The following is a 24,098-nucleotide window of genomic DNA, read 5'->3' as shown; positions in this document are numbered from 1 at the left end:
TTATTTAAATAAAAATACACTAAAAAAATTACTTTTAAAAGATTTGAAATTTAAATAGTAATACTATATTTTAAATAAAAATGATTATTTGTGAGCAAGAAGCTCTATACATAAATAATGGAAATGGAGACAAAGATGGATTTTGAAAAGGATGTAATACGGACGGTCACGTTTAAGCTCATACCCGCATTAGTCATACTTTATCTGGTCGCATATATCGATCGGGCCGCTGTTGGTTTTGCCCATTTGCACATGGGTGCTGATGTTGGAATTGGTGATGCAGCCTATGGTCTAGGAGCAGGTCTATTTTTTATTGGATATTTTCTTTTTGAAGTTCCAAGTAATTTGCTTTTAGATAAATTTGGCGCCCGTAAATGGTTTACCCGCATTTTGTTGACGTGGGGTTTAATCACCATGGCAATGGCACTTATTCAAGGACCAAAAAGCTTTTATTTTCTACGGTTTCTACTCGGTGTAGCTGAGGCAGGCTTTTTTCCGGGTGTTTTATATCTGATTACGCAATGGTACCCAGTACGCCACCGTGGAAAAATCATGGGCATGTTTGTGCTTTCACAGCCCATTGCCATGATGATTGCTGGGCCTTTAGCAGGTCTATTACTTGGCATGGATGGCATTGCAAATTTACATGGTTGGCAATGGTTATTTATTGCAGTTGGATTGCCTGCGGTTTTATTAGCTTTACCAACATTCCTTTGGCTGCCAGATAATATTGATAAAGTGAAATGGTTGAGCATTGAGCAAAAGCAATGGCTTAAAAATGAACTTATTAAAGATGAAGCGGAATACGATCAAACTAGACACGCCAATCCATTACATGCTTTAAAAGATAAACGCGTACTTTTATTGGCACTCTACTATTTACCAGTAACTTTAAGTATTTATGGTCTAAATCTGTGGTTGCCTTCTATTATCAAACAATTTGGAGGCGGCACCGATCTTCAAATTGGTTTCTTGTCTAGCATTCCCTACATTTTTGGAATTATTGGTCTTCTCATTATTCCACGTAGTACCGATCGTCTAAATGATCGTTATGGACACTTAAGTTTTCTTTACGCATTAGGCGCTTGCGCAATGTTTTTAAGTGGTTGGTTACATTCTCCAGTCATGCAATTGGCTGCTTTGGCTGTGGTTGCATTTTGCCTATTTTCATCAACGGCTGTGTTCTGGACTTTACCGGGTCGTTTCTTAACGGGTGCAAGCGCCGCTGCTGGTATTGCCTTAATTAACTCTGTTGGGAATTTAGGTGGCTATGTCGGGCCGTTTGGTATCGGACTTTTAAAAGAATACACAGGAAATATGGCTGCTGGTTTGTATTTCTTATCAATTGTCATGATTTTCGGCTTGATCTTGACCTACATCGTATATGCCAAGCTCGAACGTCAAAAAACACAAACAGTGAATATTCAAAAGCCATTCTAAAGGAATAAAACATGCAAATTATTCAATTTGAAAATCGTGCAAATCAGCGTGCCGTCGCAAAAGTGGAAGGCAACATGGCGTATCCGGTTAAAAATATTCAATCGGTTCGTGATTTAGCACTTTTGGCAATTCGTAATAAAGTTTCATTGGAACAGCAAGTTGAGACTCAAGGTTTTGAAGCAGAAACCTATGACTATTTAGCTTTATTAGCAGATCTAAAAGTCTTGCCACCATTGGACCATCCAGATCCGACACATTGTTTAATTTCTGGCACAGGTTTAACCCATTTAGGTTCGGCATCTGCGCGCGACAAAATGCATCAACAAAATTTAAGTGATGATAGCTCCGTCACAGACACCATGCGGATATTTCAGTGGGGTCTACAAAAGGGCCGCCCAGCAGAAGGACAGGTGGGTGCACAGCCAGAATGGTTCTATAAAGGCGATGGTTCAATTGTGGTGAGACCAGGAGCAGATTTGCCTTTACCTCCCTTTGCCGAAGATGGCGGAGAAGAACCTGAAATTGCAGGCCTATATGTCATTGGCGAAGACTTAAAGCCTTACCGAATCGGATTTGCACTGGGTAATGAATATTCTGATCATGTGATGGAACGCCGTAATTATCTATATCTGGCTCATTCAAAATTGCGTTTTTGCAGTTTTGGTCCAGCTTTACGAACAGGCGAGTTACCAAAACATTTGGTGGGCACAAGTCGTTTGCGCCGTGACGGACAAATCATTTGGGAAAAAGAGTTTCTGTCGGGTGAAGACAACATGTGCCATAGCTTGGCAAATCTAGAATATCACCACTTCAAGTATCAACAATTTTTAAAAGCAGGCGATGTTCACATTCACTATTTCGGTACAGCGACTTTGTCTTTTGCTGACGGTATTCAAGCGCAAGTAAATGATGAGTTTGAAATTGAAATGAAAGAGTTTGGCTACCCGCTTAAAAACAAACTTGCCCCTACACAACCAGAGCTACCTATTGGTTCAGTCATTACACTTTAAGGAATTTAAAATGATCATTGGATATAACTTTATTGGCGGTTCACGCAGTGCTCAAAGTACAAACTTATTAAAAAGTGTGGATGCAACAACTGGCGAATCTCTGCCTTATGAGTTCCGCCATGCAACCGAACAGGAAGTGAATCAGGCTTGTGAAGCTGCGAGTAAAGCTTTTAAAACTTACCGTCACACTTCACCTGAACAGCGTGCCACCTTTTTAGAAAATATTGCCGATGAACTTGATGCTTTAGGTACAGATTTTCTAGAGGTCGTTTCACAAGAAACTGCTTTACCACTTGCACGTTTACAAGGTGAACGCGGTCGTACCAGTGGACAAATGCGTCTGTTCGCCAAAGTGTTGCGCCGTGGTGACTTTTTAGGAGCTCGTATTGATACAGCTTTGCCAGAGCGTCAGCCTTTACCACGCCCAGACCTACGCCAGATTAAAATCGGTGTTGGCCCCGTTGCAGTATTTGGTGCAAGTAACTTTCCATTAGCCTTTTCAACCGCAGGTGGCGACACTGCCTCTGCTTTAGCGGCAGGTTGTTCTGTGGTGGTGAAAGCCCATAGCGGTCACATGGCCACAGCAGACTTTGTGGCTCAGGCAATTGAACGTGCAGTAGAGAAATCAAATATGCCTAAAGGCGTATTTAACATGATTTATGGTAATGGTGTGGGCGAACCTTTAGTTAAGCATCCACTCATTCAAGCGGTGGGTTTTACCGGTTCACTCCGAGGTGGACGGGCTTTATGTGACATGGCAGCAGCACGTCCACAACCGATTCCAGTATTTGCTGAAATGAGCAGTATTAACCCAATGCTAATGTTGCCCGAAGCCTTAAAAAGCCGTGGTGAAAAAATTGCACAGGACTTGGCAGATTCAGTCGTTCTAGGCTGCGGTCAGTTCTGTACCAATCCGGGCCTAATTTGGGGAATTAAGTCAGCCGAATTTAGTCAGCTCATTAGTAATCTGACCAATATTATGGGCGGCAAACCTGCTCAAACCATGCTGAATGCCGGAACCTTAAAAAGCTATGCGGCAGGTCTGGAACACTTAACTGAGCACCAAGGCATTGAACATTTGGCAGGCCAAACCCAACAAGGCAATCAGGCTCAGCCACAATTGTTTAAAGCTGATGTTGGGTTATTACTGGCAGGTGACCAGCTTCTGCAAGAAGAAATCTTTGGTCCGGCAACTGTTGTGATTGAAGTGGCAGATAAAGCGCAACTTCTGCAAGCCCTACAAAGCATGAACGGTCAGCTCACTGCAACTTTAATTGCCGATGAAGCAGACTTAAACGAGTTTACAGATGTGGTTCCTGTACTAGAAGAAAAGGCAGGTCGCTTACTGTTAAATGGCTATCCTACTGGTGTTGAAGTCTGTGATGCGATGGTGCATGGTGGACCGTACCCAGCAACATCAGATGCCAGAGGCACCTCGGTTGGAACCTTGGCAATTGACCGTTACTTACGTCCGGTGTGTTACCAGAACTACCCGCAAAGTTTATTGCCAGAGGCTTTGAAAGACAGCAACCCATTACAGATTTTAAGACTCGTAAATGGTGAGATGACAAGAGAAGCAGTCTAATAAACTAAAAAGAGACCTGTTAAGGGTCTCTTTTTCATTATTTGTTATGAATAGCAATAAATCTACAGTGGAGTGGGCAAATTAAGTACCACCTGAGCATCTTCCACTACATCTAAGCGTAGAATTTTTGAAGCACCTAATTCATTTAGTAACTTTGTTAAAGGTCCCTCGTTTTTCTCAAGTTGCACATTTTTCGGGAAAAGCTTTTGCGCAAAAGAAAGAATATTAGATTGAACTTCTGTTTGGTGCCATTTGCCATCAACAACATGTAGCATAGTGGCTTTGTTGATATGCATTTCAGAATCGACATGTTTTAACGTTGGAACAGCTGTTTTTAGACTTAAATCTAATTTGCCATTAAGATCGGCAATATCGGCTTTAATCTCTTTTGGGTTAATATTGACATTAATTTTAGTCAGCCATTTCGGTAGCTGGTAACCATATACACCTCGTACTCTGGCAATTTCTGTATCTACAGGCAAAGCTAAAACATGGGCATGAAAATGACGTTGACGAATCGATTTCATTAATTCTGCAATGTGTGGTCCACGAGTATTAGGTTTACGTACAACAATCGCAATTGACACTTCGTTATATGGGTCATTGTCACAAACTGAATAGGTAAAAAATGTGACGGCTACCAACCCATAACCCGGAAATGGTTGTAATGGCGTTAAAGCAGCGGGAAGTTTTGCCTTAATGTGCTTAATCGGAGCGAGCATTAAAAGCTGTACATTAGCACTGCGATAATAAAAGTTAGGTGCCCAAACAGGACCTACACGAGATTCGACAATTTTTTTAGGAATATGACGGAAAAAATCGATGTTGCCAGCAGCAGGGTCTTGAGCGACTTCATCTAAATCGGGGTTCATTCTAAAACGGTCATAATAACCACCTTTGGGTACTTTGACTTTTTGTTGCCCAAATTCAACCTCAGTAAACTGTTGTTTTATATTCATGAGAGTTCACCTTTACATTAATTGACCGAGTAGCTACGTTTGTCCATATCGAGACGTGTTAATTTATAGCCAATGTAGTCACTATAAGATTAAAGTTAACTTTAAAGTCAAGACTTTAATTTTCATGTATAAGAGCTTTAATATTTAAAAGAAATAAAATAAAAAACAATTAAATATTAAAAAGATACAAAGTAATCTAGACTATTCATATAAATTTTATTTTAAAAATAAGTTAAGACTGTTGACCTTGAAGCTAACTTTAACCTTAGTATAAACATTCAAACCTTTATAACGATCTAGAAACAGATTTTCAGCAGGAGAACAAAGATGGGTTATGTAACCACAAAAGATGGTGTAGATATTTTCTATAAAGATTGGGGACCACGCGATGCCCAAGTTTTATTTTTTCATCACGGTTGGCCTTTAAGTTCAGATGATTGGGACACTCAATTACTTTTCTTTTTAGGAGAAGGCTATCGTGTGGTGGCTCATGACAGACGAGGGCATGGTCGCTCTAGTCAAGTCTGGGATGGCCACGATATGGACCATTACGCAGATGATGTTGCAGAGGTGGTTAAACATCTCAATATTAAAAATGCAATTCATATTGGCCACTCAACAGGCGGTGGTGAGGTGGCTCACTATATCGCTCGTCATGGCGAAGAAAATGTTGCAAAAGCTGTCCTTGTCAGCGCAGTACCGCCGCTGATGGTTAAAACTGAAAATAATCCCGAGGGTTTACCAAAAGAAGTTTTTGATGATCTTCAAAATCAAGTTCTTACCAATCGCGCACAATTTTTCCGTGACTTGCCATCTGGCCCGTTCTATGGTTTTAACCGACCTGATGCGAAGCCATCGGAAGGTATTATTGCTAACTGGTGGCGTCAGGGGATGACAGGCAGCGCGAAAGCGCATTACGATGGTATCGTAGCTTTTTCACAAACTGATTTCACCGAAGATTTAAAGAAAATCACGGTTCCTGTTTTAGTGTTACATGGTGACGATGACCAGATCGTGCCTTATAAAACTTCTGGCGTGAAATCTGCTGAGCTGCTTCAAAATAGCCAACTCAAAATCTACCCAGGTTTTTCGCATGGCATGTTAACCGTAAACCATGAAGTGATTAATGCGGACTTATTAGCCTTCATTCGCGAGTAATTAAAAATATTAAACTGTAAAAAAAGAGGCATAACAAATGCCTCTTTTTTTATAAAAAAATAAGTTAATTCAATTTATTAAGTGATATAAGGTGAAAAAGTATTGACATTAAAGTTAGCTTTAACCTTAAAGTGAAGCCATACTGAATGAGGTCATTCCAATGAAAGTGTTCGAAAAATTAGTATTTCCAAATGGCTCATATGTTTCTAACCGAATTGCAAAAGCGGCAATGGAAGAAAATATGGCTGATATTAACCATGCACCCTCAGAAGAGTTGATGCGTTTATATCAGACTTGGGCAAATGGTGGCGTAGGTCTAATCATTACTGGAAATGTGATGGTAGACCGTCGAGCAATGACTGGACCGGGAGGTGTGGTGCTTGAAGATGAGAAGCATCTAGATACTTTTAAAAAATGGGCACAAATTGGACGTTCGAAAGGCGCGCAAGTTTGGCTTCAAATTAATCATCCGGGTCGTCAAATGCAAGCCAATCTTGGTCAACAAACATGGGCACCTTCGGCAATTTCACTAGATTTAGGCAAAATGTCAAATCGCTTTAATGCACCAATCGAAATGAATGAAGACATGATTGCAGAGGTGATTCAACGTTTTGCAAATACGGCGCGTTTAGGTGAAAAAGCTGGATTTACCGGAGTTGAAATTCATGCAGCACATGGCTATTTATTAAGTCAGTTTCTTTCTCCACTCAGTAATAAACGCCAAGATCGTTGGGGTGGTTCTTTAGAAAACCGAGCGCGTATTTTAATTGAAATTGTTAAAGCAGTCCGTGAAGTGGTGACACCTGAGTTCACTGTTGCCGTAAAGCTAAATTCAGCCGATTTCCAACGTGGTGGATTTAGCGCAGAAGATGCCCAACAAGTCGTTAAAATGCTAAATGAACATGCGGTCGATTTGGTTGAGCTCTCTGGTGGTAGCTATGAAGCACCTGCAATGCAGGGCCAAGCACGCGATGGGCGGACACTTGCCCGCGAAGCTTACTTTTTAGAATTTGCACAAGAAATTCGTAAAGTTGCCAAAATGCCTGTTATGGTGACAGGTGGCATACGCCGTAAACAAGTGGCAGAGAAAGTAGTTGAAAGCGGGGTAGATATGGTCGGTATTGCAACTGCTTTAGCAATTGAACCTAATTTGCCAAATGCTTGGAAACAAGGCCAGAATATTACTCCTGAATTAAAACCGATTACTTGGGAAAACAAAACACTTGCTTCACTTGCCAATATGGCGGTGGTCAAATTCCAGTTACGTAATTTAAGCTCTGGTAAAAAAACAAAACCGACTGTTTCACCAGCTTGGGCTTTAATTTTACAACAATCAGCTATGTCATGCCGTACCCGACAATACAAAAAAGGTATGCGTGACTATTCATTTGCTTCTTAATAAGTGAGTTGTGTTATGACAAATCCTAACGATTCAAACTGGATAATTTATGGAGCAAATGGCTACACGGGCGAGTTAATCGCTCGTGAAGCTATACGTCAAGGTTTAAAACCGACACTTGCAGGTCGTAACAAAGAAAAAGTTGAGGCACTTGCTCAAGAGTTAGGGCTCGACTATAAAGCTTTTGGGCTTGATAACGTAGATGCGGTAAGTGAGCAACTCCAAGGCTTTAAACTGGTCATGCACTGTGCAGGGCCATTTTCAGCTACTTCAAAGCCGATGATGGAAGCATGTATAAAAGCAGGTGCTCATTATCTCGATATTACGGGTGAAATTTCTGTATTTGAATTAGCGCAGTCACTTAACACTCAAGCAGAAAAAGCCGATATTGTGCTTTGTCCGGGTGTTGGCTTTGATGTGATTCCGACAGACTGCGTGGCAGCTGCACTGAAAGAAGCACTACCAGATGCAACCCATTTAGCGCTTGGTTTTGACTCTAGAACTGGGTTTTCACCGGGTACTGCCAAAACAAGTATAGAAGGTATGGGTGAAGGCGGAAAAATTCGTAAAAACGGAAAAATTACCACTGTTCCATTAGCACATTATGTTCGGACCATTGATTTTGGTGACGGTAAAAAAAGTGCCATGAGTGTTCCATGGGGAGATGTCTCTACCGCTTTCTATACAACAGGTATTCCAAACATTGAAGTGTTTGTTCCGGCGTTTCCAAAAATGATTATGGGCGCAAAAATGATGAACTATGTACGTCCAATATTAAGACTTAAAGCCGTGCAGAAGTTTATTAAGGCGCGTATTGAAAAAACAGTCGTTGGACCAAATGAAGAGCTCCGCGCAAAAGTACCGACCTATGTTTGGGGTGAAGCCAGAAATTCACGTGGGGAAATAAAAACCGCCCGCATCCAAACAGAAAACGCTTATAGCCTTACGGTCAATGGTTCACTGACTGTGGTGAATTATTTACTCAAAAATACGGTTAAAGGTGGTACATATACACCAGCGAAACTGATGGGTTATAAGCTAGTGACTGAGCTACCGGGTTCTGGACCGTTGGTCATTACTTAACAGAAACTTGGTTAAAACAGCATATTTATAGAGTAGTCCCGAATAAGATAATTCTTGTTCGGGCAATGAATAAAAATTAAAGATATTTCAAAGAATACAACTTCATTTAGGTTCAAAGAAAAACAGAAAACAAAACACGCCACGAGAAATAATTCAAATTGAATATACTAAAATGTAATGCATATTTTTTATAAACAATGGAATGTAAATAATGAGAAAACTCATACTATTTCTACATGCTTCGTTTGACAGTTTTGTCGAAGGTCCAAATGGGGCAATGGATATTGGCTGGATTGCTTATGATGCCGATTTGGCAAAACACGCGAAAGACATTTTAAGTACTGCCGATACGGTGATTTGGGGACGCGCGACTTACCAAATGATGCATGGTTACTGGCCATCTATACTTTCCAATCCAGAAGCTTCGGAGCACGAAAGGAATCATGCAGAATGGATTGAAAAGACTGAAAAAATCGTTTTTTCAACAACCTTAGATAAAGTTGAGTGGAATAATTCCAAACTTGTAAAAGATCATGTTGAAGAAGAGATCAATAAGCTCAAACAGCAACCGGGTAAAGATATGGTTATTCTCGGTAGTCCTAGATTTGCGCACTACCTCATGCAACTGAATTTAATTGATGAATATAAAATTACAATTTCTCCAGTCTTGATTGGTAATGGATTGCCTTTATTTAAGGGTGTTAGTGAAAAGACTAATCTTAAACTCATCGAAAATAAAACCTTTGCTTCTGGAGCGATAGGTCTTCATTATCAAAAAATAAGCTGATCTTTTCTAAAGTATTTATATACCAGAGACGAATTACAGGGCTCGTTTATAATTCGTCTTTTAGATTTATTGAATCGTACTTAAACGTTTAATGACAGCTTCGGCAATTTCTTTACTCGATTGAGGATTTTGCCCAGTAATAATTCTGTCGTCTGAAACTACATAAGAAGTAAATGGAACAAACGCTCGCTTGTATTTTGCTCCACGTTCAATGAGTCCATTTTGTAAAGAAAAGAGAACTTGAGACTTAATACCTGACAGTGTTTCTTCAATATTTGCAAAACCAGTAACGGTTCTATTTGCAATTAACGATTTGCCATTTTCATCTTGTAGAGGTAATAACCCACCTACACCGTGACATACCGCTGAAACGACTCCACCTTGTTGATAAATTTGTTCGCTAATGTTCTGCAAAGATTGATTTTTTGGAAAATCCCACATAGTGCCATGACCACCGGTATAGTAAATGGCTTTGTATTGTGAAGGGTTAATTGCACTCGGGGATAGTGTGGTTTTTAGAAGTTGCATAAAGGCTGGGTCGGCTAAATGGTTTCGTGCCGATTTATCTAAGTAAATTGACTTTAAACTACGCTCATCTAACGGAACTTCACCACCGAGTGGACTTACAAAATCCATTTTATAGCCAGAGGCTAAAGCGACATCATAAAAATGAGTGAGTTCAGTCAACCAAAGTCCTGTTTTATCAGAACGAGTAGGGTAAGCTGAATGATTAGTCATCACTACTAAAATTTTTCCGCTTGCTTTAGTAAGGCTTTGAGTTTTAGCTGACTCTGCGGCGTGTACCGAATTTGAAGTTAAAAAGATGGCAAAAATAATTGTTAACCAACGCTGAATATCCCAAACTTTAAACATGACAGGTTCCTCATCAATCACCTGTAGTCAATCGTATGTTTAAAGTTCGCTTGAAGGTCAATAGAATTCTTAGAAAATTTATGGTGTTTTTGCTTTGTCGTAGTAGAGATTCATGAGTCTTTCTGCATTTTCTTCGCAAGTAATTTCATCTGGCTTGTTATTAATGGCTTCAATCATTGTATGTAAGTTTTGCTTACTTGCTTTTAATTTCTGTTCTAAAAGTTCTATTTCTTGAATTTTAGTTTCAAGTGTTTGGATGAGTTCATCGTGGTTCCAAGTAGCAACTTTTGAAGGCAAAAAAGCTTTAATTTCTGCTAAAGTAAAACCAACTTGCTGCGCTTGTTGAATCAAAGAGAGTTGCTTTAAATCGTTGTTACTATATTCACGATAGCCATTTGATTTTCTCTTAGCTTTAGGCAAGAGTTTGATTTGTTCGTAATAACGAATTGTGGGCGTGCTTAAGCCACTTAATTTAGATAACTCACTAATATTCATAGCCACACATTCTCTTGACATTAAAGCTAACTTTAGACTTATAGTGTTGTAAAAGCAAGGTTCATAACTTTACCAAGCACACACTTTCATTAACAAGTTTCTATGCTTTGATAAATTAATGAACAAAATTATAAATATGAAAATGAGGTGAAGAGATGTCTAAACGCATATTACATGTCGTGACTAACGTTTCACGTTACAAAGATGTAGATGAGCCCACAGGTCTATGGTTAGGCGAACTTACCCATGCCTATGATGAGTTTGAGAAACAAGGTTATATTCAGGATATTGTAAGTCCGAATGGTGGAAAAACGCCGATTGAACCAAAGTCACTCGGTGCTTTAGTTGCCGATAAATCTGTCAAAGCGAGAGAAGACGATCAAGCATTTATGACTTTGCTGGCAAATACATTCAAACCGTCAGATATCAATTGGCAGGATTATGATGCGATTTATTACACTGGTGGCCATGGGGTAATGTGGGATTTTTTAGATAACCCTGAACTTCAAGAAATCACCAAAAATATTTATGAAAAAGGCGGGATTGTTTCGAGTGTGTGTCATGGCTATTGTGGTCTATTAAATGTAAGGCTTTCCAATGGTAAACGGCTTATAGACGGGAAGAAGTTAACTGGCTTTGCATGGAGTGAAGAAATTTTAGCAGGCGTAGCCAAAAAGGTGCCTTACAATGCCGAAGAGTTAGCAAAAGAGTATGGCGCTGACTATGAAAAGGCTTTAATTCCATTTGCACCACATGTGGTTCAAGATGGAAATTTAATTACAGGCCAAAACCCGTTTTCGGCTAAAAAGACTGCTTTAGAAATTATAGAAAATTTAGAAAAAGCCTAATAAATTAATCTACACAACAATAAACCCCAAAAGTAAAACCAATAAAGGTTCTCTGCTTTTGGGGTTTTAAAATAAGCTATCTAGAAAGGATAACTTTAAGGAACAATAACAAAATCAGGATTTGCTATCGAAAAAACAGTATCACGGTCTGCCGCAGGCGGGTAAATCCAGACAGTATTAATTTCCTGTTTAATTTTTTTAGCATCTTCACGTACAAATTGAACTTTACGGTCCCAACCTTCTGTGTAAAGAGCTCCCCATGCACCTAAGTCAAGACAAGTGACATACTTTGGTTGGCTATATGCATGTAACGGTAAATCGACCAATTCTGCGGCTGCGTTGTAACCAGCAACACGGCCTAGGCTCATGGCATGCTGGCAAGACATCACATTAAAATTACCGAACTCATCGGTTGGAACTTTTACCGTATCACCCGTCACAAAAATATTTTTTGCTTCAGGTGCATGTAAATAAGCATCTCCAATCAAACGGCCTAAATTATCTTTTTCACCTGCGATTTGAGAAGTGAGGTGATTTGCTCGCATGCCCGCAGTCCAAATAACAGTTGCAGCCTCAATTCTTTCGCCGTTAGAAAGTGTTACCCCTGATGCATCAAGCGCAGAAACACGTACTCCAGCTTTACCTTCAATGCCTAGTTCTGTGAGTGCTTCTTGAATTACGGCAGCAGCTTCATCTCCCATTGCTGCACCAATTTCTGTTGAGGAATCAACTAAAACTACACGTACATCAGTTTCACCCAAAATACGACGCAGGCGTTCGGGCATTTCAGTTGCTGTTTCTAGGCCAGTTAAACCACCACCGGCAACCACAACAGTATTACGCGCTGCATTTGCAGGTTTGTTGGCTAAATTTTTAAGATGTTGATCTAGTTTTTCAGCATCTACTAATGTACTTACACTAAAGCCATATTCTGTAAGGCCCGGAATGGGCGGCATAAAAGTGGTACTTCCAGTTGCCAAAACAAAACGGTCATAGCTTAAGGTTTGTTTGTTGCCATCCTTTGTTGAAACAGCAATTGTCTGTTGATCGGCATCAATTTCATTTACCCAACCTGCCAGATATTTAACCCCAACTGCACTTAATAGCTCTGAAATATCAGGGTTCATATTTTCAAGTACGGGTTCATAAAGACGAGGACGAATATCAACATTGGGAGTAGGGGAAACCATCACTACTTCAATATTTTGTTCTTGCGAAGCTAAGTGAATTGCTCTTTGTGCAGCAAGTGCAGCCCATAAACCAGCAAAGCCAGAACCAGCAATAATAATACGTTTACTCATTTGATTATCCTTTTGATAGGTTTTTTCGGACAATAAATTCCAGCTCATCACAAATTTAGGGTGAGCGAATCCTTTCTCTGATTGTCCGAAAAATCTGAGAAGGCGTTTAAAACGATTAGGGGAGTTTTAGCTTAGGGTTTGAGGCCCTATCAGCTCGTTAGTCGGGGGTGTCCCGTGATATTTTGTTTTTCCGCATTTTTGCTGTTCTTCCTTCGATGCGTTCATTGATCCAGCCATTTACATCACTAAAAAATACGTCGGGTGCATAACGGCCAAAACGGTCTGCAATATCACCAAGTGTATGAGCACCTAGCGCATCTCGCATGGCTTTTTCGGCCTGTAGCATGACGGCATGTACTGCACACACACCACTGGTTGCCCAAGCTGGCGGGGCATGATTAAAGACTGCACATTTGCCACGGACTTCTTGGCACTCAAAAAGCGGTTTTTCACCTTCGATTGCATTCACGATATCTAAAAAACTGATTTCATGAGCCGGTTTGGCCAGTAAATATCCACCGCGAACACCTTCTTGTGCAACAACAAGGCCTGCCTTTTCAAGTTTAGGAAAAATCTTGGCCATAAAACTCGGAGAGACTCCTTGTAATTCGGCCAGATCCTTACTACTCAAAGGTTTATCTTCATTGTTCACAAGAAAAAGAAGACAGTGAATCGCATACTCGACGCTACTAGTGATATAAGCCATTTAATTTCATAATTGATCAATTACAAACACAGACTAACTCGGTCTGTGTTTTTGGTCAACAATAAAACTAAGATAAAGTTAGTCCTAGTTTTATTGTTGAGTGATTTTGATAAAGAAAATATTAGTTATATTAATGAATTTAAAAGCCTTTAATGAAATATTAAGAGAGAAAATAATTTAAAACTAGCGAGAAAAAATTATGAACGCCACCAATAATTTTCGACATTTGGCTCGTTTAGATTTAGGATTTCACCCATTTGCGGTGTGCTAATGCCTAAATCTTTTTGCTTAGCCAAACCGACAATACGTTCAAATGGGTCATCCCAAGCATGAAGCGCTAAATCAAAAGTACCGTTGTGCACAGGTAACAAATGACGTCCTTTTAAATCGAGATGGGCTTGTAAAGTTTGCTCTGGTTGCATGTGAACATCTGGCCATTCTGGGTCATAAGCTCCAGTTTCAATCATGGTGAGATCGAAAGGTCCATAACGATGTCCAATCTCTTTAAAGCCATCAAAATATCCCGTGTCACCGCTAAAAAATACGCGTAGATCACTATCAATAATTACCCAAGATGCCCATAAAGTTGCATTACTGTCACTCAAGCTTCGGCCCGAGAAATGATGTGCAGGGGTGGCTACCAGTTCTAAACCATCAATATGTGTGGTGTCCCACCAGTCGAGTTGTTGAACTTTTTCTGCTGGAACTCCCCATTTAATCAGGGCATCACCCACACCAAGCGGTGTTATGAAGTGCTCAACTTTGTCTTTAAGTTGCATGACCGCATGATAGTCCAAGTGGTCATAGTGGTTATGCGACAAAATCACGCCTTTAATGGGTGGTAATTCATCAATGCTGATTGGCGGTTGGTGAAAACGTTTTGGCCCAATCCACTGAAAAGGTGATGCACGCTCCGAAAAAACAGGGTCAGTTAGCCAAAACTCATCGCGTAATTTTAACAAAATGGTCGAGTGCCCCAGACGAAAGAGAGAGCGGTCAGGTGCACTAAGAAGTTGTTCTTTCGACAAACTTAAAACCGGAATTTGTTTGTTTGGAACGGTATCTTTCGGTTTGTTAAATAGAAACTTCCACATCAACTGAAGCGATTTTCCAAAAGAAGGCTTGTGCTGGTTCGGACGTGTATTTCTAAATTTGCCATCATGCTGTTGTGACGGCATTAAGGGAGAAGGCAAGTCTGTTGTATTTGAAATAGTCATCTTGTTTTTCCTTTAGTGGAATAAACCTATATGTGCAAATAAGAACTTTAAGAGTACTTATTAATATCTATATAAATGAGTATTTACTCACTCATTAATAGGTTCAAAAATAAGGACGCCGTAGGTCCTTATCTTTTATTTATATTGAAACTGCATGCCAAAATGCTTCAAAACCCGATTTGCGATAACGCTCGGTTTGAGAAGGGTCTTGGGCAATAAAATTCAGTGTGACTTCGGCAAGCGCCCCCAAAATTGAAGCAATAAATAATGGTGGGTAATCACGTAGTGTTCCACCATTAATATGTTCTTGAATATTTTGGGTCAGATCGCAAAAGGTTTGCATACCAATTTGTTTGCTTTGCTCGGTAATTTGTTCAGAGGTTGAAAGCTGTGCCATTACTTTGCGTTTGAGTGGAGCTTCTAAACTCCAGTCCAAATAGCTTTGCCAAATATGAGACATTTGTGTTTGCAAATCGGCGTGAGCAGGGTAATTGAGTATCATGACCTGACGAAGTTCAGCCTTTAGCGAAAGATAGAGCTGATTAAGCAACTCTTCTTTACTACTAAAATAGGTAAATAAAGTACCTTCTGCCACACCAGCGACTTTGGCAATTTTTGAGGTAGATGCACGTTCACCAAGCTCTGCCAATGTTTCTATAGCAGCACTTAAAATTGCATTACGTTTATCTTCACTACGAGGACGAGCCATACGCAAATATATTAATTGAGTGATTACTCAATCATACATAAAAATAGCTAGAGTGCAAGTGAAATAAAGAAGCCTTACATTAGCTTTTCTCCCCATTCCCAGCAAAAGATTTAATAGTAAAACTACCATACTAATTTTTATTATTTTTTGATTTTTCATCAGATAAATAAAAGCCAATTTACTAATCTAGATTATCTAAGATGTAGTTCTTTCTATGGTTATAAATATAATTAGTTATTTCACGAGTTAAGAAGAATTTTTTGTACAGCTTAAAGTAAATTTAGAAGAATTAATTATTCTTGAATCTACCTTAATAATTAGGTTAAATACAAACCAATAACATAGAAAACACATAACTTTACTTTTGTAATATCGATTTTAAAAAATTAGGAGAAATAGGGTATGAAGACATTTTTTATGTGGGTAGGTATTCTATTTACTATTATTTTTGTATTAGCCCTTATTGTTGGAGGGAACAGTTCAAAAGTATCATCAACTTCCTCAAATAATGTTAGTGAATCAGCAACGCAAGAAGCCATTGCTGCCGCAAGTGAAGCAGTTGAAGCTGCAGAAGAGGCACAGGCAGCAGTTGATGCTGCGAATAAAGCCGAAAATCAAAATACTCCAGTTGTGGTCACCTCTAATTTGACTAATCAACAACGCAATGCTGTTAGAGCTGCTGAGCAATATCTTGATCTGATGGGTTTTTCTCGTAAAGGCTTAATTGACCAATTATCTTCAAGCGCTGGTGATGGTTTTAGCTATGCAGATGCCGAGGCTGCGGTCGATAGCATGGATGTAGATTGGAATCAGGAAGCAGTACAAGCAGCACAACAATATATAGAACTAACAGGTTTTTCTTGTAGTGGCCTTATTGACCAACTTTCGTCCAGTGCTGGTGATAGATTTACTGAGCAACAGGCTCGATATGGGGCGCAGCAAGTAGGAGCATGTTCTTAATCATTATAACTTTCCGCTATGACTTTAATATTAATAGCCTAGCGGATTTCTTTATTCTGAATATAAAACCTTTAAATAATTATTCAGAACCAATAATTTTATTAAGCCAATATTTAAGGTTTTTCTTAAATATGTAATTAAATGAAAAACAATAATTAATTAAATATTTTCTAGCCAATTTCACATTGACACCTTAAATATTGCAGATTACCATTTGCGGGCTGGCCTACATTGCCAGTCGGTTTTGACGGACCGATGATCGACCACATCAGATTATTCCTTCTGAGGAATAGTTTCATGTGTGCACACCTCGTTCCCTCTCGTAGCGGTAGGACGGGAGTGGGACACTTTCGAGTGTGCTGGATGTCGAACCCAGTCCGTCAACCCACTTCCGTTCTGCCACCATAATTTATAATGTTTCGGCAGAACTCCATACTTAAAGGAGTTGGCTTTGCACATTCATTATTTCTTGGCAGCCTTTGCCAAAAGCTATATCGACACAACTTAACCCATCTTTAAATGGTTTGATGGCCTTTAGGCTTGTCGAACTTTAAATCATTTCGTTTAAAAACTTATCAACAATAAAACTTGAGATGTGCCAAGCACAGTCTTTATGGCTTTGCTACGCCTTTTTTCACCCTCAAAAGGGTCAAGGCTTTTTATATCTCATTTATATACAACAAAAATTTATTTTATAACGGTAAAACTATGCCACATTCAAATCTCCCATTTCGTGCTTTAAGTGTGCTTCATTCTGCAAGATATCTTTTTAATAAACATGGCTTTCACAATGTCGGGGTAGACCGAATTATTGAAGCAGCAAAAATCCCGAAAGCCACGTTTTATAATTATTTTCACTCAAAAGAACGTCTTATCGAAATGAGTCTGACCTTTCAAAAAGATGGTTTAAAAGAAGAATTACTTTCAATTATTTATGTTCAAAAAGACTTAACGCTAGTTGAAAAACTTAGGAAAATTTATTTTTTACATGCCGATTTAGAAGGGCTTTATCATTTGCCGTTTAAAGCTATTTTTGAAATTGCGAAAACACATCCAAAGGCGTATCAGGTCGTAATTGACTATCGAAACTGGTTGATCAAGGAAATTTATAATCTGCTTTTAACAACCAATGTTAATGCTTCAAAACAAGATGCCCACATGTTTTTGTTTGTGATTGATGGAGCAATGGTTCAGCTTTTAGACCCGAGTAAACCAGATGAACGGGAGAGGTTGCTTGAGTATTTTTTGTTGGGGTTGGGGTGAGAGAAAAGCATATTAATCTATGAATCTAAAATAAAATTTGTTTTATCAAGTAGTCAATGTAATTTATATTTTTAGAAAATTTAAATAAATGCATCTTTATTAGTCATATATTTTTATCTTCAATCATAAAATTTACAATGAAAGAAAATGTCACATGAAGTAGGTAGCCTTATAATGATAAGGATGTAAATTTAAAAATGAATCATATTAAAGAATGGACAATTAATATGGCTAATCAAAAAAGTGATCTACACCGGCAACAAGAGATTGATCAAGATCGCCAAAATAAACAGCAAGATCAACAATTCGAGCAAAACCAACAGGATCAACAACAGCAACAAAACCACCAATACCAACACCATATACCAAATCAACAGCGGCAACAAAACGTGAAAGATCAGAAAGATATACAGCGGCAAAAAGATCAGCAAAACTGATAAAACTATCGCAAATGTATAAAAAACCTCAATATCTCATTGAGGTTTTTTTATACGTATTTAAGCCGATTTCTTGTAGCAGAAAGCATCCTATAAATATCATGATTTTTTATTTAAGGAATATCCTTGTCCTTATTGGCACAGAGTATCTTTGGTCATCTCACCATTAACCAGCCTTAAAATCTGCAACGGGTTGCTGTCTTTCAAAGCCTCCGGCAATAAGCTTTGCGGATAGTTCTGGTAACACACCGGACGTAAGTAACGGTCAATTGCCAAGGTTCCAACCGAGGTGCCTCTGGCATCTGAGGTTGCTGGGTATGGCCCACCATGTACCATCGCATCACTCACTTCAACACCAGTTGGATAACCGTTTAACAGTAATCGGCCTGCCTTTTCTTCTAACACCGGAACCACATCTGCAAACTCGGTTAAATCGGCTTCATCAGCAATTAAAGTCGCAGTGAGCTGACCGTTCATGCTTTGTAATGCCTGAATGAGTTGGGCTTTATCTTCAACTTCAATAATGACAGTTGCTGGCCCAAAGATTTCTTCTTGTAAAAGCTGGTCACTTGCCAGTAATAACTCAACATCAGCTTTAAATAATTGTGGTTGTGCCTGATTACCTTGCTGGGTTTGGCCTGCCAAATGTTCAATACCTTGATGCTCGGTTAAGTGTTCCAGACCTGCTGTATAGCTTTTTAAGGTTCCAGCATTCAGCATGGTTTGAGCAGGTTTGCCGCCCATAATTTCAGTCAGGTTAGTAATGAGCTGGCTAAATTCGGCTGATTTAATTCCTAAAATTAAGCCCGGATTGGTACAGAACTGACCACAGCCCAGAACCACTGAATCTGCCAAGTCCTGTGCAATTTTTTCACCTCGGTTTTTTAAGGCTTCTGGCAACATCAGCATTGGGTTAATACTGCTCATTTCAGCAAATACTGGAATCGGTTGTGGACGTGCTGCTGCCATGTCACATAAAGCTCGACCACCTCGCAGTGAACCGGTAAAACCCACAGCCTGAATTAGCGGATGCTTAACCAAGGGTTCGCCCACACCATTGCCATAAATCATGTTAAATACACCTTTAGGCATATTTGATTTTTCTACCGCACGTTCGATTGCCTGAGCGACAAAATCTGCTGTCGCCATATGTCCGCTATGGGCTTTCACCACAACCGAACAGCCGGCTGCTAAAGCAGAAGCAGTGTCGCCACCTGCGGTTGAAAAGGCCAATGGAAAGTTACTTGCCCCAAATACAGCAACGGGGCCAACACCGATTTTAATCTGGCGTAAGTCTGGACGAGGTAGAGGCTGACGCTCTGGCAAAGCAGTATCAATACGAGCTCCTAAAAAATCACCACAGCGCAGCACTTTAGCAAACAAACGCATTTGTCCACTGGTACGACTGCGTTCACCTTGCAAACGGGCAAGTGGTAAGGCAGTTTCTTGTGAAACGACCTCTAGAAAATCTGTGCTTAAAGCGTCAAGTTCATCAGCAATGTTTTCTAAAAAGGTTGCACGCTGTTCAGGTGAAGTATGACGGTAAGTTTTAAAAGCTTGACTGGCAGCTTCACAAGCCTGATTCACTTCCTGTTCGGTTGCATGGTGAAACTCATAAGGCAGAGATTCGCCTGTTGTTGCATTCACACTTTTTAATAAGTTTGTACTTTGAGCACTGCGTGAACCGCCAATAAAGTTGTGTCCAATAATGTTCATAACGAATATCCTGAAATTAATGAGAGTGTCTTGGAAGATTATTTTGGTTGACCACACGCATGTATAACGTTGCAGGCTCTAAACAGCCGCCCGTTGATAATTGGCCTACCATATTTCGATACATTTCTTGCCAAGGTGTTTGAGATGCAGACACAGTGGGTTGCCATTCCTGACGGCGTTTTTCTAACTCTTCATCAGAAATGAGTACATTAACGGAGCGATTATTTAGATCAATGCGCAATCGATCGTTAGTTTTTAATAACGCAATTCCACCGCCTACCGCTGCTTCTGGTGACATATTTAAAATAGAAGGGCTGGCAGAGGTTCCACTTTGACGGCCATCTCCTAAGCAAGGCAGTGAGTCAATTCCCTTTTTAATTAACTGTGCGGGTGGGGCCATATTGACAACTTCGGCACTGCCCGGATAACCGACTGTTCCAGCACCTCGAATGACCAAAATACAACGTTCATCAATTTCTAAAGCAGGGTCGTTAATTCGTGCGTGATAATCTTCGGGGCCTTCAAAAACAATCGCTCTTGCTTCAAAGCTATTTTCACTATTGGGGTCAGATAAATACGTTTTCTTAAATGCTTCGCCAACGACAGACATTTTCATAATGGCGCTGTCAAAGAAATTACCACTCAGCACAATAAAGCCTGCACCATGTTTAAGTGGCTGTTCATAGGGGAAAATTACATCTGCATTTGAGGTTTTTGCATTTCTAGCAATTTCACCCATTGTTTTACCACTGACCGATGCACAGTCTTCATGTAAAACACCTGATTTTTGTAATTCATGCATAACCGCAGGAACGCCCCCAGCGCGGTGAAAACCTTCACCCAAATATTTACCTGCAGGCATACAGTTCACAATTAATGGAATATTTTCTCCAACGCGTTGCCAGTCTTCTAAACTCAGTTCAATGCCCATATGGCGGGCAATTGCAATTAAATGGGGAGGACAGTTACTTGATGCGCCTAGAGCAGACGCTACGGCAATAGCATTTTCAAATGATTGTTTGTTCATGATTTTAGATGGACGTAAATCTTCTAAAACCATTTCGCAAATTCTTTTTCCTGTCATATAGGCCATTTGCCCACGCTCGCGATACGGCGCAGGAATGCTTGCACATGTGGGTAATGACATACCCAAAGCTTCTGCCAAGGCATTCATTGAAAGTGCAGTGCCCATGGTGTTGCAATGCCCAACCGAAGGTGATGCCGAAGTCGTCATTTCCATGAAGCCTTCATAGTCAATTTCACCTGTTGCAAGTAAATTGCGTGCGTGCCAGAGCACTGTGCCAGAACCAATTAACTCGCCCTTAAAATGACCGTCTAGCATTGGACCACCAGATAAAACAATGGCGGGTAAATCTGTTGTTGCAGCTGCCATTAGACAGGCTGGCGTGGTTTTGTCACAGCCCGTTGTTAGCACCACACCATCAAGCGGATAACCATGTAATATTTCAACTAAACCTAAATAAGCTAAGTTTCGGTCTAGCGCAGCAGTAGGACGTCGAGACTGTTCTGCAATTGGGTGAACCGGAAATTCCATTGGAATACCACCCGCATCACGAATACCTGCTTTCACCCGTTCAGCCAATTCTTTGTGATGACGGTTGCACGGGGTCAAATCACTACCAGTTTGCGCAATGCCAATAATTGGTCGGCCCGACTGTAACTCGGCACGGGTCAACCCATAATTCATATAACGTTCAACATAGAGCGCTGTCATGTCAGCATGTGTAGGATCATCAAACCATTCTTGGCTACGTAAAAAAATCCGTTTATCTTGATCATTCATTTTTAGATCCTTTCACTCATACTTTTTAAAATTTAACTTTTTCACGAAATGAATATTACAATTCAACTGATCGATAATACGTGAAAATTATAATAATTCTCGTTGCTTCAAATTACGCATTAATGCATTTATTCCAAAATTCCACGGCGTCGCTTTGTCGCTTGTCATTACCGTATTGTATAAAGTGCCTAATTTAGGTGAATGAATACGAACGACATCGCCGACCTTATGTGTAAAGCCTGCGCCAGCTTGTTCGCGATCTTGAGTCGGGGCAAATAGAGTTCCCAAGAACAAGACAAAGCCATCTGGATATTGGTGATTTTCATTGAGTGTTTGCTGGATTAAATCTTCTGGGTCACGACTAATTTGTGACATAGAACTGATGCCATTGAGCACAAAGTTATCCGTACCTTGAATTTGCAGTTCAACATCACAAGCACGAATATCATTTAAAGAAAATGTCTGATCAAAAAGACGAATAAAAGGGCCAATTGCACAAGAGGCATTATTATCTTTTGCTTTACTTAAGAGCAAAGCACTACGACCTTCAAAGTCCCGTAAATTAACGTCGTTGCCTAACGTTGCACCTAAAATTTTACCGTTGCTGTTTGCAACTAATACCACTTCTGGTTCTGGATTATTCCACTCAGACTTAGGGTGAATACCAATATTTTGACCCGTTCCCACGGCTGCTAAAACCGGTGCTTTAGTAAAAATTTCTGCATCTGTGCCAATACCAACTTCAAGGTATTGAGACCACATATTTTGTTCGATTAAATATTCTTTCAGTTGAAGGGCTTTTTCAGAACCAGGTTCAATTGTTTTTAAATTATCACCAATCACATTTTGTACAACTTCACGGATGGATTGAGCTTTTTGTGCATCGCCACCAGCTTGTTCTTCAATGACGCGCTCTAACATGCTTGCGGCAAAGGTTACACCAGCCGCTTTAATCACTTGTAAATCAATAGGGGCTAAAAAATACGCTTTATTTGTATCTGGTTCAGCCACCGTATTTGCAAATAACTCATCAATTGACCCGATTAATTTACCTTCAATTTCAGATAAAGCTTTTAATGGGTCTGAACTTTCAAGCAACTGAGAAATCGTGTGGAACTTCTCTGAAATATCAAAAACCTGATTACCTTTTAAAATAATAGGTGAAGGGCCAGCAATTTGATTTGGGATCCACGCACGACCAATTAAACATCCTTGGGTAGCATCGTCTGGTAATGAGTTCTGGGAATTTAAGGTAAAGTTCATTTAAAGCATCCTTCTTTTATTTGAAATCATGATATGTTTCTTATTTAATAAACACCAATCGTAATAATTTAATTATTAATAACGAAAAGTTATCGAAAAGGAATTTTATAAATGGCGGATTTGACTTACGCAAGCTTAAATAATTGGTTGAAATTCAAACATTTGGTTCTGCTTGAAACTTTAGCTCGAACCAATAATATGCATTTGGCTGCCGAGCAGATGAACTTAAGTCAACCTGCGGTCAGTAAAATGTTAAAAGAAATTGAAGGGTTGCTTGGTTTTCCTGTTTTTGAACGATTGCCCCGAAATATGCCAGTCACTGCTTTGGGGGAACATGTGATTCGCTATGCGCAGCGTGTTTTAAACGATGCAAAGCATTTCGTCGAAGACATTGAAATTTTACGATTGGGTGGACACGGTTTTTTAAAAGTTGGTGGTATCTTTGCGGCAACCGCTGTGGTGATTCCAAACTCAATTATTGAAATCAAGAAAAAATGGCCACTACTTTCTATCGATGTGGTTGAACAAACCAGTGACCATTTAATGGAAATGTTAAGCGAACATACTTTAGATTTAGCGATAGGCCGTTTTACCGATGTGACTCAAAGTCAGTTTTTCGATTTTCAACCTTTAGGCCCAGAGCCGTTTTGTATTGTTGTGAATAGTGAGCATCCATGTGCTCAAAAAAAATTCTGCACTTTAGAGGAGTTACTCAACTGGCCGTGGGTTCTTTATCCTAAAGGCACCCCAATTCGAGAGCGTATGGAAGGTGCATTTGCCCGAGCAAAAGTCAAAATACCTTTAAATACGGTGAATACCATGTCTATGCAGACCTTTTTACAGATATTAAAAGGCGCGCCAATGGTTGGAATGTTGCCAGAAGCGATGGTGATTGATCAGGTAAAAGAAGGGCAACTACAGATTTTAGAAACGGATTTGATTTTAGATGCACAAGATTATGGAATTTTGACACGTAAAGGTGAGCCTGTTTCTGACATTGCATCGGCATTTATCAACATTTTATTAAAAAACGCAAAACGTAAATAAAAAGATACGCCTCAAATCAGTAAAGCATTTGGGGCTTT

Annotated in this window: 22 protein-coding genes; 12 read left to right on the top strand and 10 right to left on the bottom strand. The window is 39.8% G+C overall.

Annotation, left to right across the window (positions count from 1 at the left end):
* The first annotated feature begins 135 nt into the window (after window positions 1-135).
* From abaQ to MSG66_RS17025, 3 genes are read left to right on the top strand one after another with little or no spacing between them, the layout of a single operon-like run.
* Complete coding sequence (gene abaQ, locus MSG66_RS17035; RefSeq protein ID WP_324654714.1) at window positions 136-1,440, top strand: multidrug efflux MFS transporter AbaQ; 1,305 nt, start codon at window positions 136-138, stop codon at window positions 1,438-1,440.
* A gap of 11 nt (window positions 1,441-1,451) precedes the next feature.
* Complete coding sequence (gene araD1 / locus MSG66_RS17030) at window positions 1,452-2,450, top strand: AraD1 family protein (RefSeq protein WP_324654713.1); 999 nt, start codon at window positions 1,452-1,454, stop codon at window positions 2,448-2,450.
* 10 nt (window positions 2,451-2,460) lie between these two features.
* Entirely contained in the window at window positions 2,461-4,035 is a 1,575-nt protein-coding gene (locus MSG66_RS17025) for an aldehyde dehydrogenase (NADP(+)) (RefSeq protein ID WP_324654712.1), read from the top strand.
* A gap of 62 nt (window positions 4,036-4,097) precedes the next feature.
* Here MSG66_RS17025 and MSG66_RS17020 read toward each other — a convergent pair whose 3' ends face one another.
* A complete protein-coding gene (locus tag MSG66_RS17020; RefSeq protein WP_324654711.1) occupies window positions 4,098-4,994 on the bottom strand; it encodes an acetoacetate decarboxylase in 897 nt (298 codons plus the stop codon).
* Window positions 4,995-5,321: 327 nt separating this feature from the next.
* On the opposite strand from MSG66_RS17020, the gene MSG66_RS17015 reads away from it, so the two are divergent.
* From MSG66_RS17015 to MSG66_RS17000, 4 genes are all read left to right on the top strand, one after another.
* On the top strand, window positions 5,322-6,152 hold the full coding sequence (locus MSG66_RS17015; RefSeq protein ID WP_133973441.1) for an alpha/beta fold hydrolase: 831 nt from the start codon (window positions 5,322-5,324) through the stop codon (window positions 6,150-6,152).
* Between the two features lie 160 nt (window positions 6,153-6,312).
* On the top strand, window positions 6,313-7,551 hold the full coding sequence (locus MSG66_RS17010) for an NADH:flavin oxidoreductase/NADH oxidase family protein (protein ID WP_324654710.1): 1,239 nt from the start codon (window positions 6,313-6,315) through the stop codon (window positions 7,549-7,551).
* Between the two features lie 15 nt (window positions 7,552-7,566).
* On the top strand, window positions 7,567-8,634 hold the full coding sequence (locus MSG66_RS17005) for a saccharopine dehydrogenase family protein (protein WP_324654709.1): 1,068 nt from the start codon (window positions 7,567-7,569) through the stop codon (window positions 8,632-8,634).
* Window positions 8,635-8,845: 211 nt separating this feature from the next.
* On the top strand, window positions 8,846-9,421 hold the full coding sequence (locus MSG66_RS17000; RefSeq protein WP_324654708.1) for a dihydrofolate reductase family protein: 576 nt from the start codon (window positions 8,846-8,848) through the stop codon (window positions 9,419-9,421).
* A gap of 66 nt (window positions 9,422-9,487) precedes the next feature.
* Here MSG66_RS17000 and MSG66_RS16995 read toward each other — a convergent pair whose 3' ends face one another.
* Window positions 9,488-10,294, bottom strand: a complete 807-nt coding sequence (locus MSG66_RS16995; RefSeq protein ID WP_324654707.1) for a type 1 glutamine amidotransferase domain-containing protein — start codon at window positions 10,292-10,294, stop codon at window positions 9,488-9,490.
* Between the two features lie 78 nt (window positions 10,295-10,372).
* Window positions 10,373-10,789, bottom strand: a complete 417-nt coding sequence (locus MSG66_RS16990) for a MerR family transcriptional regulator (RefSeq protein ID WP_042896186.1) — start codon at window positions 10,787-10,789, stop codon at window positions 10,373-10,375.
* A gap of 155 nt (window positions 10,790-10,944) precedes the next feature.
* Between MSG66_RS16990 and MSG66_RS16985 the strand changes: the two genes are divergently transcribed.
* On the top strand, window positions 10,945-11,637 hold the full coding sequence (locus tag MSG66_RS16985) for a type 1 glutamine amidotransferase domain-containing protein (protein ID WP_324654706.1): 693 nt from the start codon (window positions 10,945-10,947) through the stop codon (window positions 11,635-11,637).
* A 95-nt stretch (window positions 11,638-11,732) separates the two neighbouring features.
* Here the strand turns inward: MSG66_RS16985 and MSG66_RS16980 are convergent, their stop codons facing one another.
* From MSG66_RS16980 to MSG66_RS16965, 4 genes are all read right to left on the bottom strand, one after another.
* Window positions 11,733-12,938 carry an NAD(P)/FAD-dependent oxidoreductase gene (locus MSG66_RS16980; protein ID WP_324654705.1) on the bottom strand — a complete coding sequence of 402 codons (1,206 nt, stop codon included), beginning with the start codon at window positions 12,936-12,938 and terminating at the stop codon, window positions 11,733-11,735.
* A gap of 157 nt (window positions 12,939-13,095) precedes the next feature.
* On the bottom strand, window positions 13,096-13,644 hold the full coding sequence (locus MSG66_RS16975; protein ID WP_324654704.1) for an Rrf2 family transcriptional regulator: 549 nt from the start codon (window positions 13,642-13,644) through the stop codon (window positions 13,096-13,098).
* Between the two features lie 197 nt (window positions 13,645-13,841).
* Window positions 13,842-14,861: an MBL fold metallo-hydrolase gene (locus MSG66_RS16970; protein WP_324654703.1), complete on the bottom strand. Its 1,020-nt coding sequence runs from the start codon at window positions 14,859-14,861 to the stop codon at window positions 13,842-13,844.
* A 139-nt stretch (window positions 14,862-15,000) separates the two neighbouring features.
* A complete protein-coding gene (locus MSG66_RS16965) occupies window positions 15,001-15,570 on the bottom strand; it encodes a TetR/AcrR family transcriptional regulator (RefSeq protein ID WP_324654702.1) in 570 nt (189 codons plus the stop codon).
* A gap of 402 nt (window positions 15,571-15,972) precedes the next feature.
* Between MSG66_RS16965 and MSG66_RS16960 the strand changes: the two genes are divergently transcribed.
* The 3 genes from MSG66_RS16960 to MSG66_RS16950 all read left to right on the top strand — a co-directional run bounded on the left by MSG66_RS16960 (window position 15,973) and on the right by MSG66_RS16950 (window position 18,230).
* Window positions 15,973-16,530 carry an Ltp family lipoprotein gene (locus tag MSG66_RS16960; protein ID WP_324654701.1) on the top strand — a complete coding sequence of 186 codons (558 nt, stop codon included), beginning with the start codon at window positions 15,973-15,975 and terminating at the stop codon, window positions 16,528-16,530.
* A gap of 708 nt (window positions 16,531-17,238) precedes the next feature.
* Window positions 17,239-17,793 (top strand): TetR/AcrR family transcriptional regulator, encoded by a 555-nt coding sequence (locus tag MSG66_RS16955; RefSeq protein WP_202741972.1) that lies wholly within the window; start codon window positions 17,239-17,241, stop codon window positions 17,791-17,793.
* A 227-nt stretch (window positions 17,794-18,020) separates the two neighbouring features.
* Window positions 18,021-18,230: a hypothetical protein gene (locus MSG66_RS16950; RefSeq protein ID WP_133973461.1), complete on the top strand. Its 210-nt coding sequence runs from the start codon at window positions 18,021-18,023 to the stop codon at window positions 18,228-18,230.
* Window positions 18,231-18,362: 132 nt separating this feature from the next.
* Here the strand turns inward: MSG66_RS16950 and MSG66_RS16945 are convergent, their stop codons facing one another.
* The 3 genes from MSG66_RS16945 to MSG66_RS16935 form a co-directional block, all read right to left on the bottom strand.
* The gene (locus MSG66_RS16945) at window positions 18,363-19,946 is read right to left on the bottom strand and encodes an aldehyde dehydrogenase (NADP(+)) (RefSeq protein WP_324654700.1); all 1,584 of its coding nucleotides are present in this window, start codon (window positions 19,944-19,946) and stop codon (window positions 18,363-18,365) included.
* A gap of 16 nt (window positions 19,947-19,962) precedes the next feature.
* Complete coding sequence (locus tag MSG66_RS16940) at window positions 19,963-21,750, bottom strand: IlvD/Edd family dehydratase (protein WP_262472024.1); 1,788 nt, start codon at window positions 21,748-21,750, stop codon at window positions 19,963-19,965.
* An 87-nt stretch (window positions 21,751-21,837) separates the two neighbouring features.
* A complete protein-coding gene (locus MSG66_RS16935; RefSeq protein ID WP_324654699.1) occupies window positions 21,838-23,013 on the bottom strand; it encodes a fumarylacetoacetate hydrolase family protein in 1,176 nt (391 codons plus the stop codon).
* Window positions 23,014-23,124: 111 nt separating this feature from the next.
* Here MSG66_RS16935 and MSG66_RS16930 point away from each other — a divergent pair, with 111 nt between their 5' ends.
* A complete protein-coding gene (locus tag MSG66_RS16930) occupies window positions 23,125-24,060 on the top strand; it encodes a LysR family transcriptional regulator (protein WP_133973469.1) in 936 nt (311 codons plus the stop codon).
* The last annotated feature ends 38 nt before the right edge of the window (window positions 24,061-24,098 follow it).

Source organism: Acinetobacter sp. IK31 (assembly GCF_035615195.1).
GTDB lineage: Bacteria > Pseudomonadota > Gammaproteobacteria > Pseudomonadales > Moraxellaceae > Acinetobacter > Acinetobacter calcoaceticus_C.
The sequence above is the reverse complement of the archived record's forward strand: the minus strand, read 5'-3'. Positions and strand labels throughout refer to the sequence as shown.

Coding starts and splice junctions, on each gene's coding strand:
- MSG66_RS17015 (WP_133973441.1), top strand. CDS start 5,322: ATGGGTTATGTAACCACAAAAGATGGTGTAGATATTTTCTATAAAGAT.
- MSG66_RS17010 (WP_324654710.1), top strand. CDS start 6,313: ATGAAAGTGTTCGAAAAATTAGTATTTCCAAATGGCTCATATGTTTCT.
- MSG66_RS16995 (WP_324654707.1), bottom strand. CDS start 10,294: ATGTTTAAAGTTTGGGATATTCAGCGTTGGTTAACAATTATTTTTGCC.
- MSG66_RS16970 (WP_324654703.1), bottom strand. CDS start 14,861: ATGACTATTTCAAATACAACAGACTTGCCTTCTCCCTTAATGCCGTCA.
- MSG66_RS17020 (WP_324654711.1), bottom strand. CDS start 4,994: ATGAATATAAAACAACAGTTTACTGAGGTTGAATTTGGGCAACAAAAA.
- MSG66_RS16975 (WP_324654704.1), bottom strand. CDS start 13,644: ATGGCTTATATCACTAGTAGCGTCGAGTATGCGATTCACTGTCTTCTT.
- MSG66_RS16980 (WP_324654705.1), bottom strand. CDS start 12,938: ATGAGTAAACGTATTATTATTGCTGGTTCTGGCTTTGCTGGTTTATGG.
- MSG66_RS16955 (WP_202741972.1), top strand. CDS start 17,239: ATGCCACATTCAAATCTCCCATTTCGTGCTTTAAGTGTGCTTCATTCT.
- araD1 (WP_324654713.1), top strand. CDS start 1,452: ATGCAAATTATTCAATTTGAAAATCGTGCAAATCAGCGTGCCGTCGCA.
- MSG66_RS17025 (WP_324654712.1), top strand. CDS start 2,461: ATGATCATTGGATATAACTTTATTGGCGGTTCACGCAGTGCTCAAAGT.
- MSG66_RS16985 (WP_324654706.1), top strand. CDS start 10,945: ATGTCTAAACGCATATTACATGTCGTGACTAACGTTTCACGTTACAAA.
- MSG66_RS16930 (WP_133973469.1), top strand. CDS start 23,125: ATGGCGGATTTGACTTACGCAAGCTTAAATAATTGGTTGAAATTCAAA.
- MSG66_RS16960 (WP_324654701.1), top strand. CDS start 15,973: ATGAAGACATTTTTTATGTGGGTAGGTATTCTATTTACTATTATTTTT.
- MSG66_RS16950 (WP_133973461.1), top strand. CDS start 18,021: ATGGCTAATCAAAAAAGTGATCTACACCGGCAACAAGAGATTGATCAA.
- abaQ (WP_324654714.1), top strand. CDS start 136: ATGGATTTTGAAAAGGATGTAATACGGACGGTCACGTTTAAGCTCATA.
- MSG66_RS16990 (WP_042896186.1), bottom strand. CDS start 10,789: ATGAATATTAGTGAGTTATCTAAATTAAGTGGCTTAAGCACGCCCACA.
- MSG66_RS16935 (WP_324654699.1), bottom strand. CDS start 23,013: ATGAACTTTACCTTAAATTCCCAGAACTCATTACCAGACGATGCTACC.
- MSG66_RS17005 (WP_324654709.1), top strand. CDS start 7,567: ATGACAAATCCTAACGATTCAAACTGGATAATTTATGGAGCAAATGGC.
- MSG66_RS17000 (WP_324654708.1), top strand. CDS start 8,846: ATGAGAAAACTCATACTATTTCTACATGCTTCGTTTGACAGTTTTGTC.
- MSG66_RS16940 (WP_262472024.1), bottom strand. CDS start 21,750: ATGAATGATCAAGATAAACGGATTTTTTTACGTAGCCAAGAATGGTTT.
- MSG66_RS16965 (WP_324654702.1), bottom strand. CDS start 15,570: ATGGCTCGTCCTCGTAGTGAAGATAAACGTAATGCAATTTTAAGTGCT.
- MSG66_RS16945 (WP_324654700.1), bottom strand. CDS start 19,946: ATGAACATTATTGGACACAACTTTATTGGCGGTTCACGCAGTGCTCAA.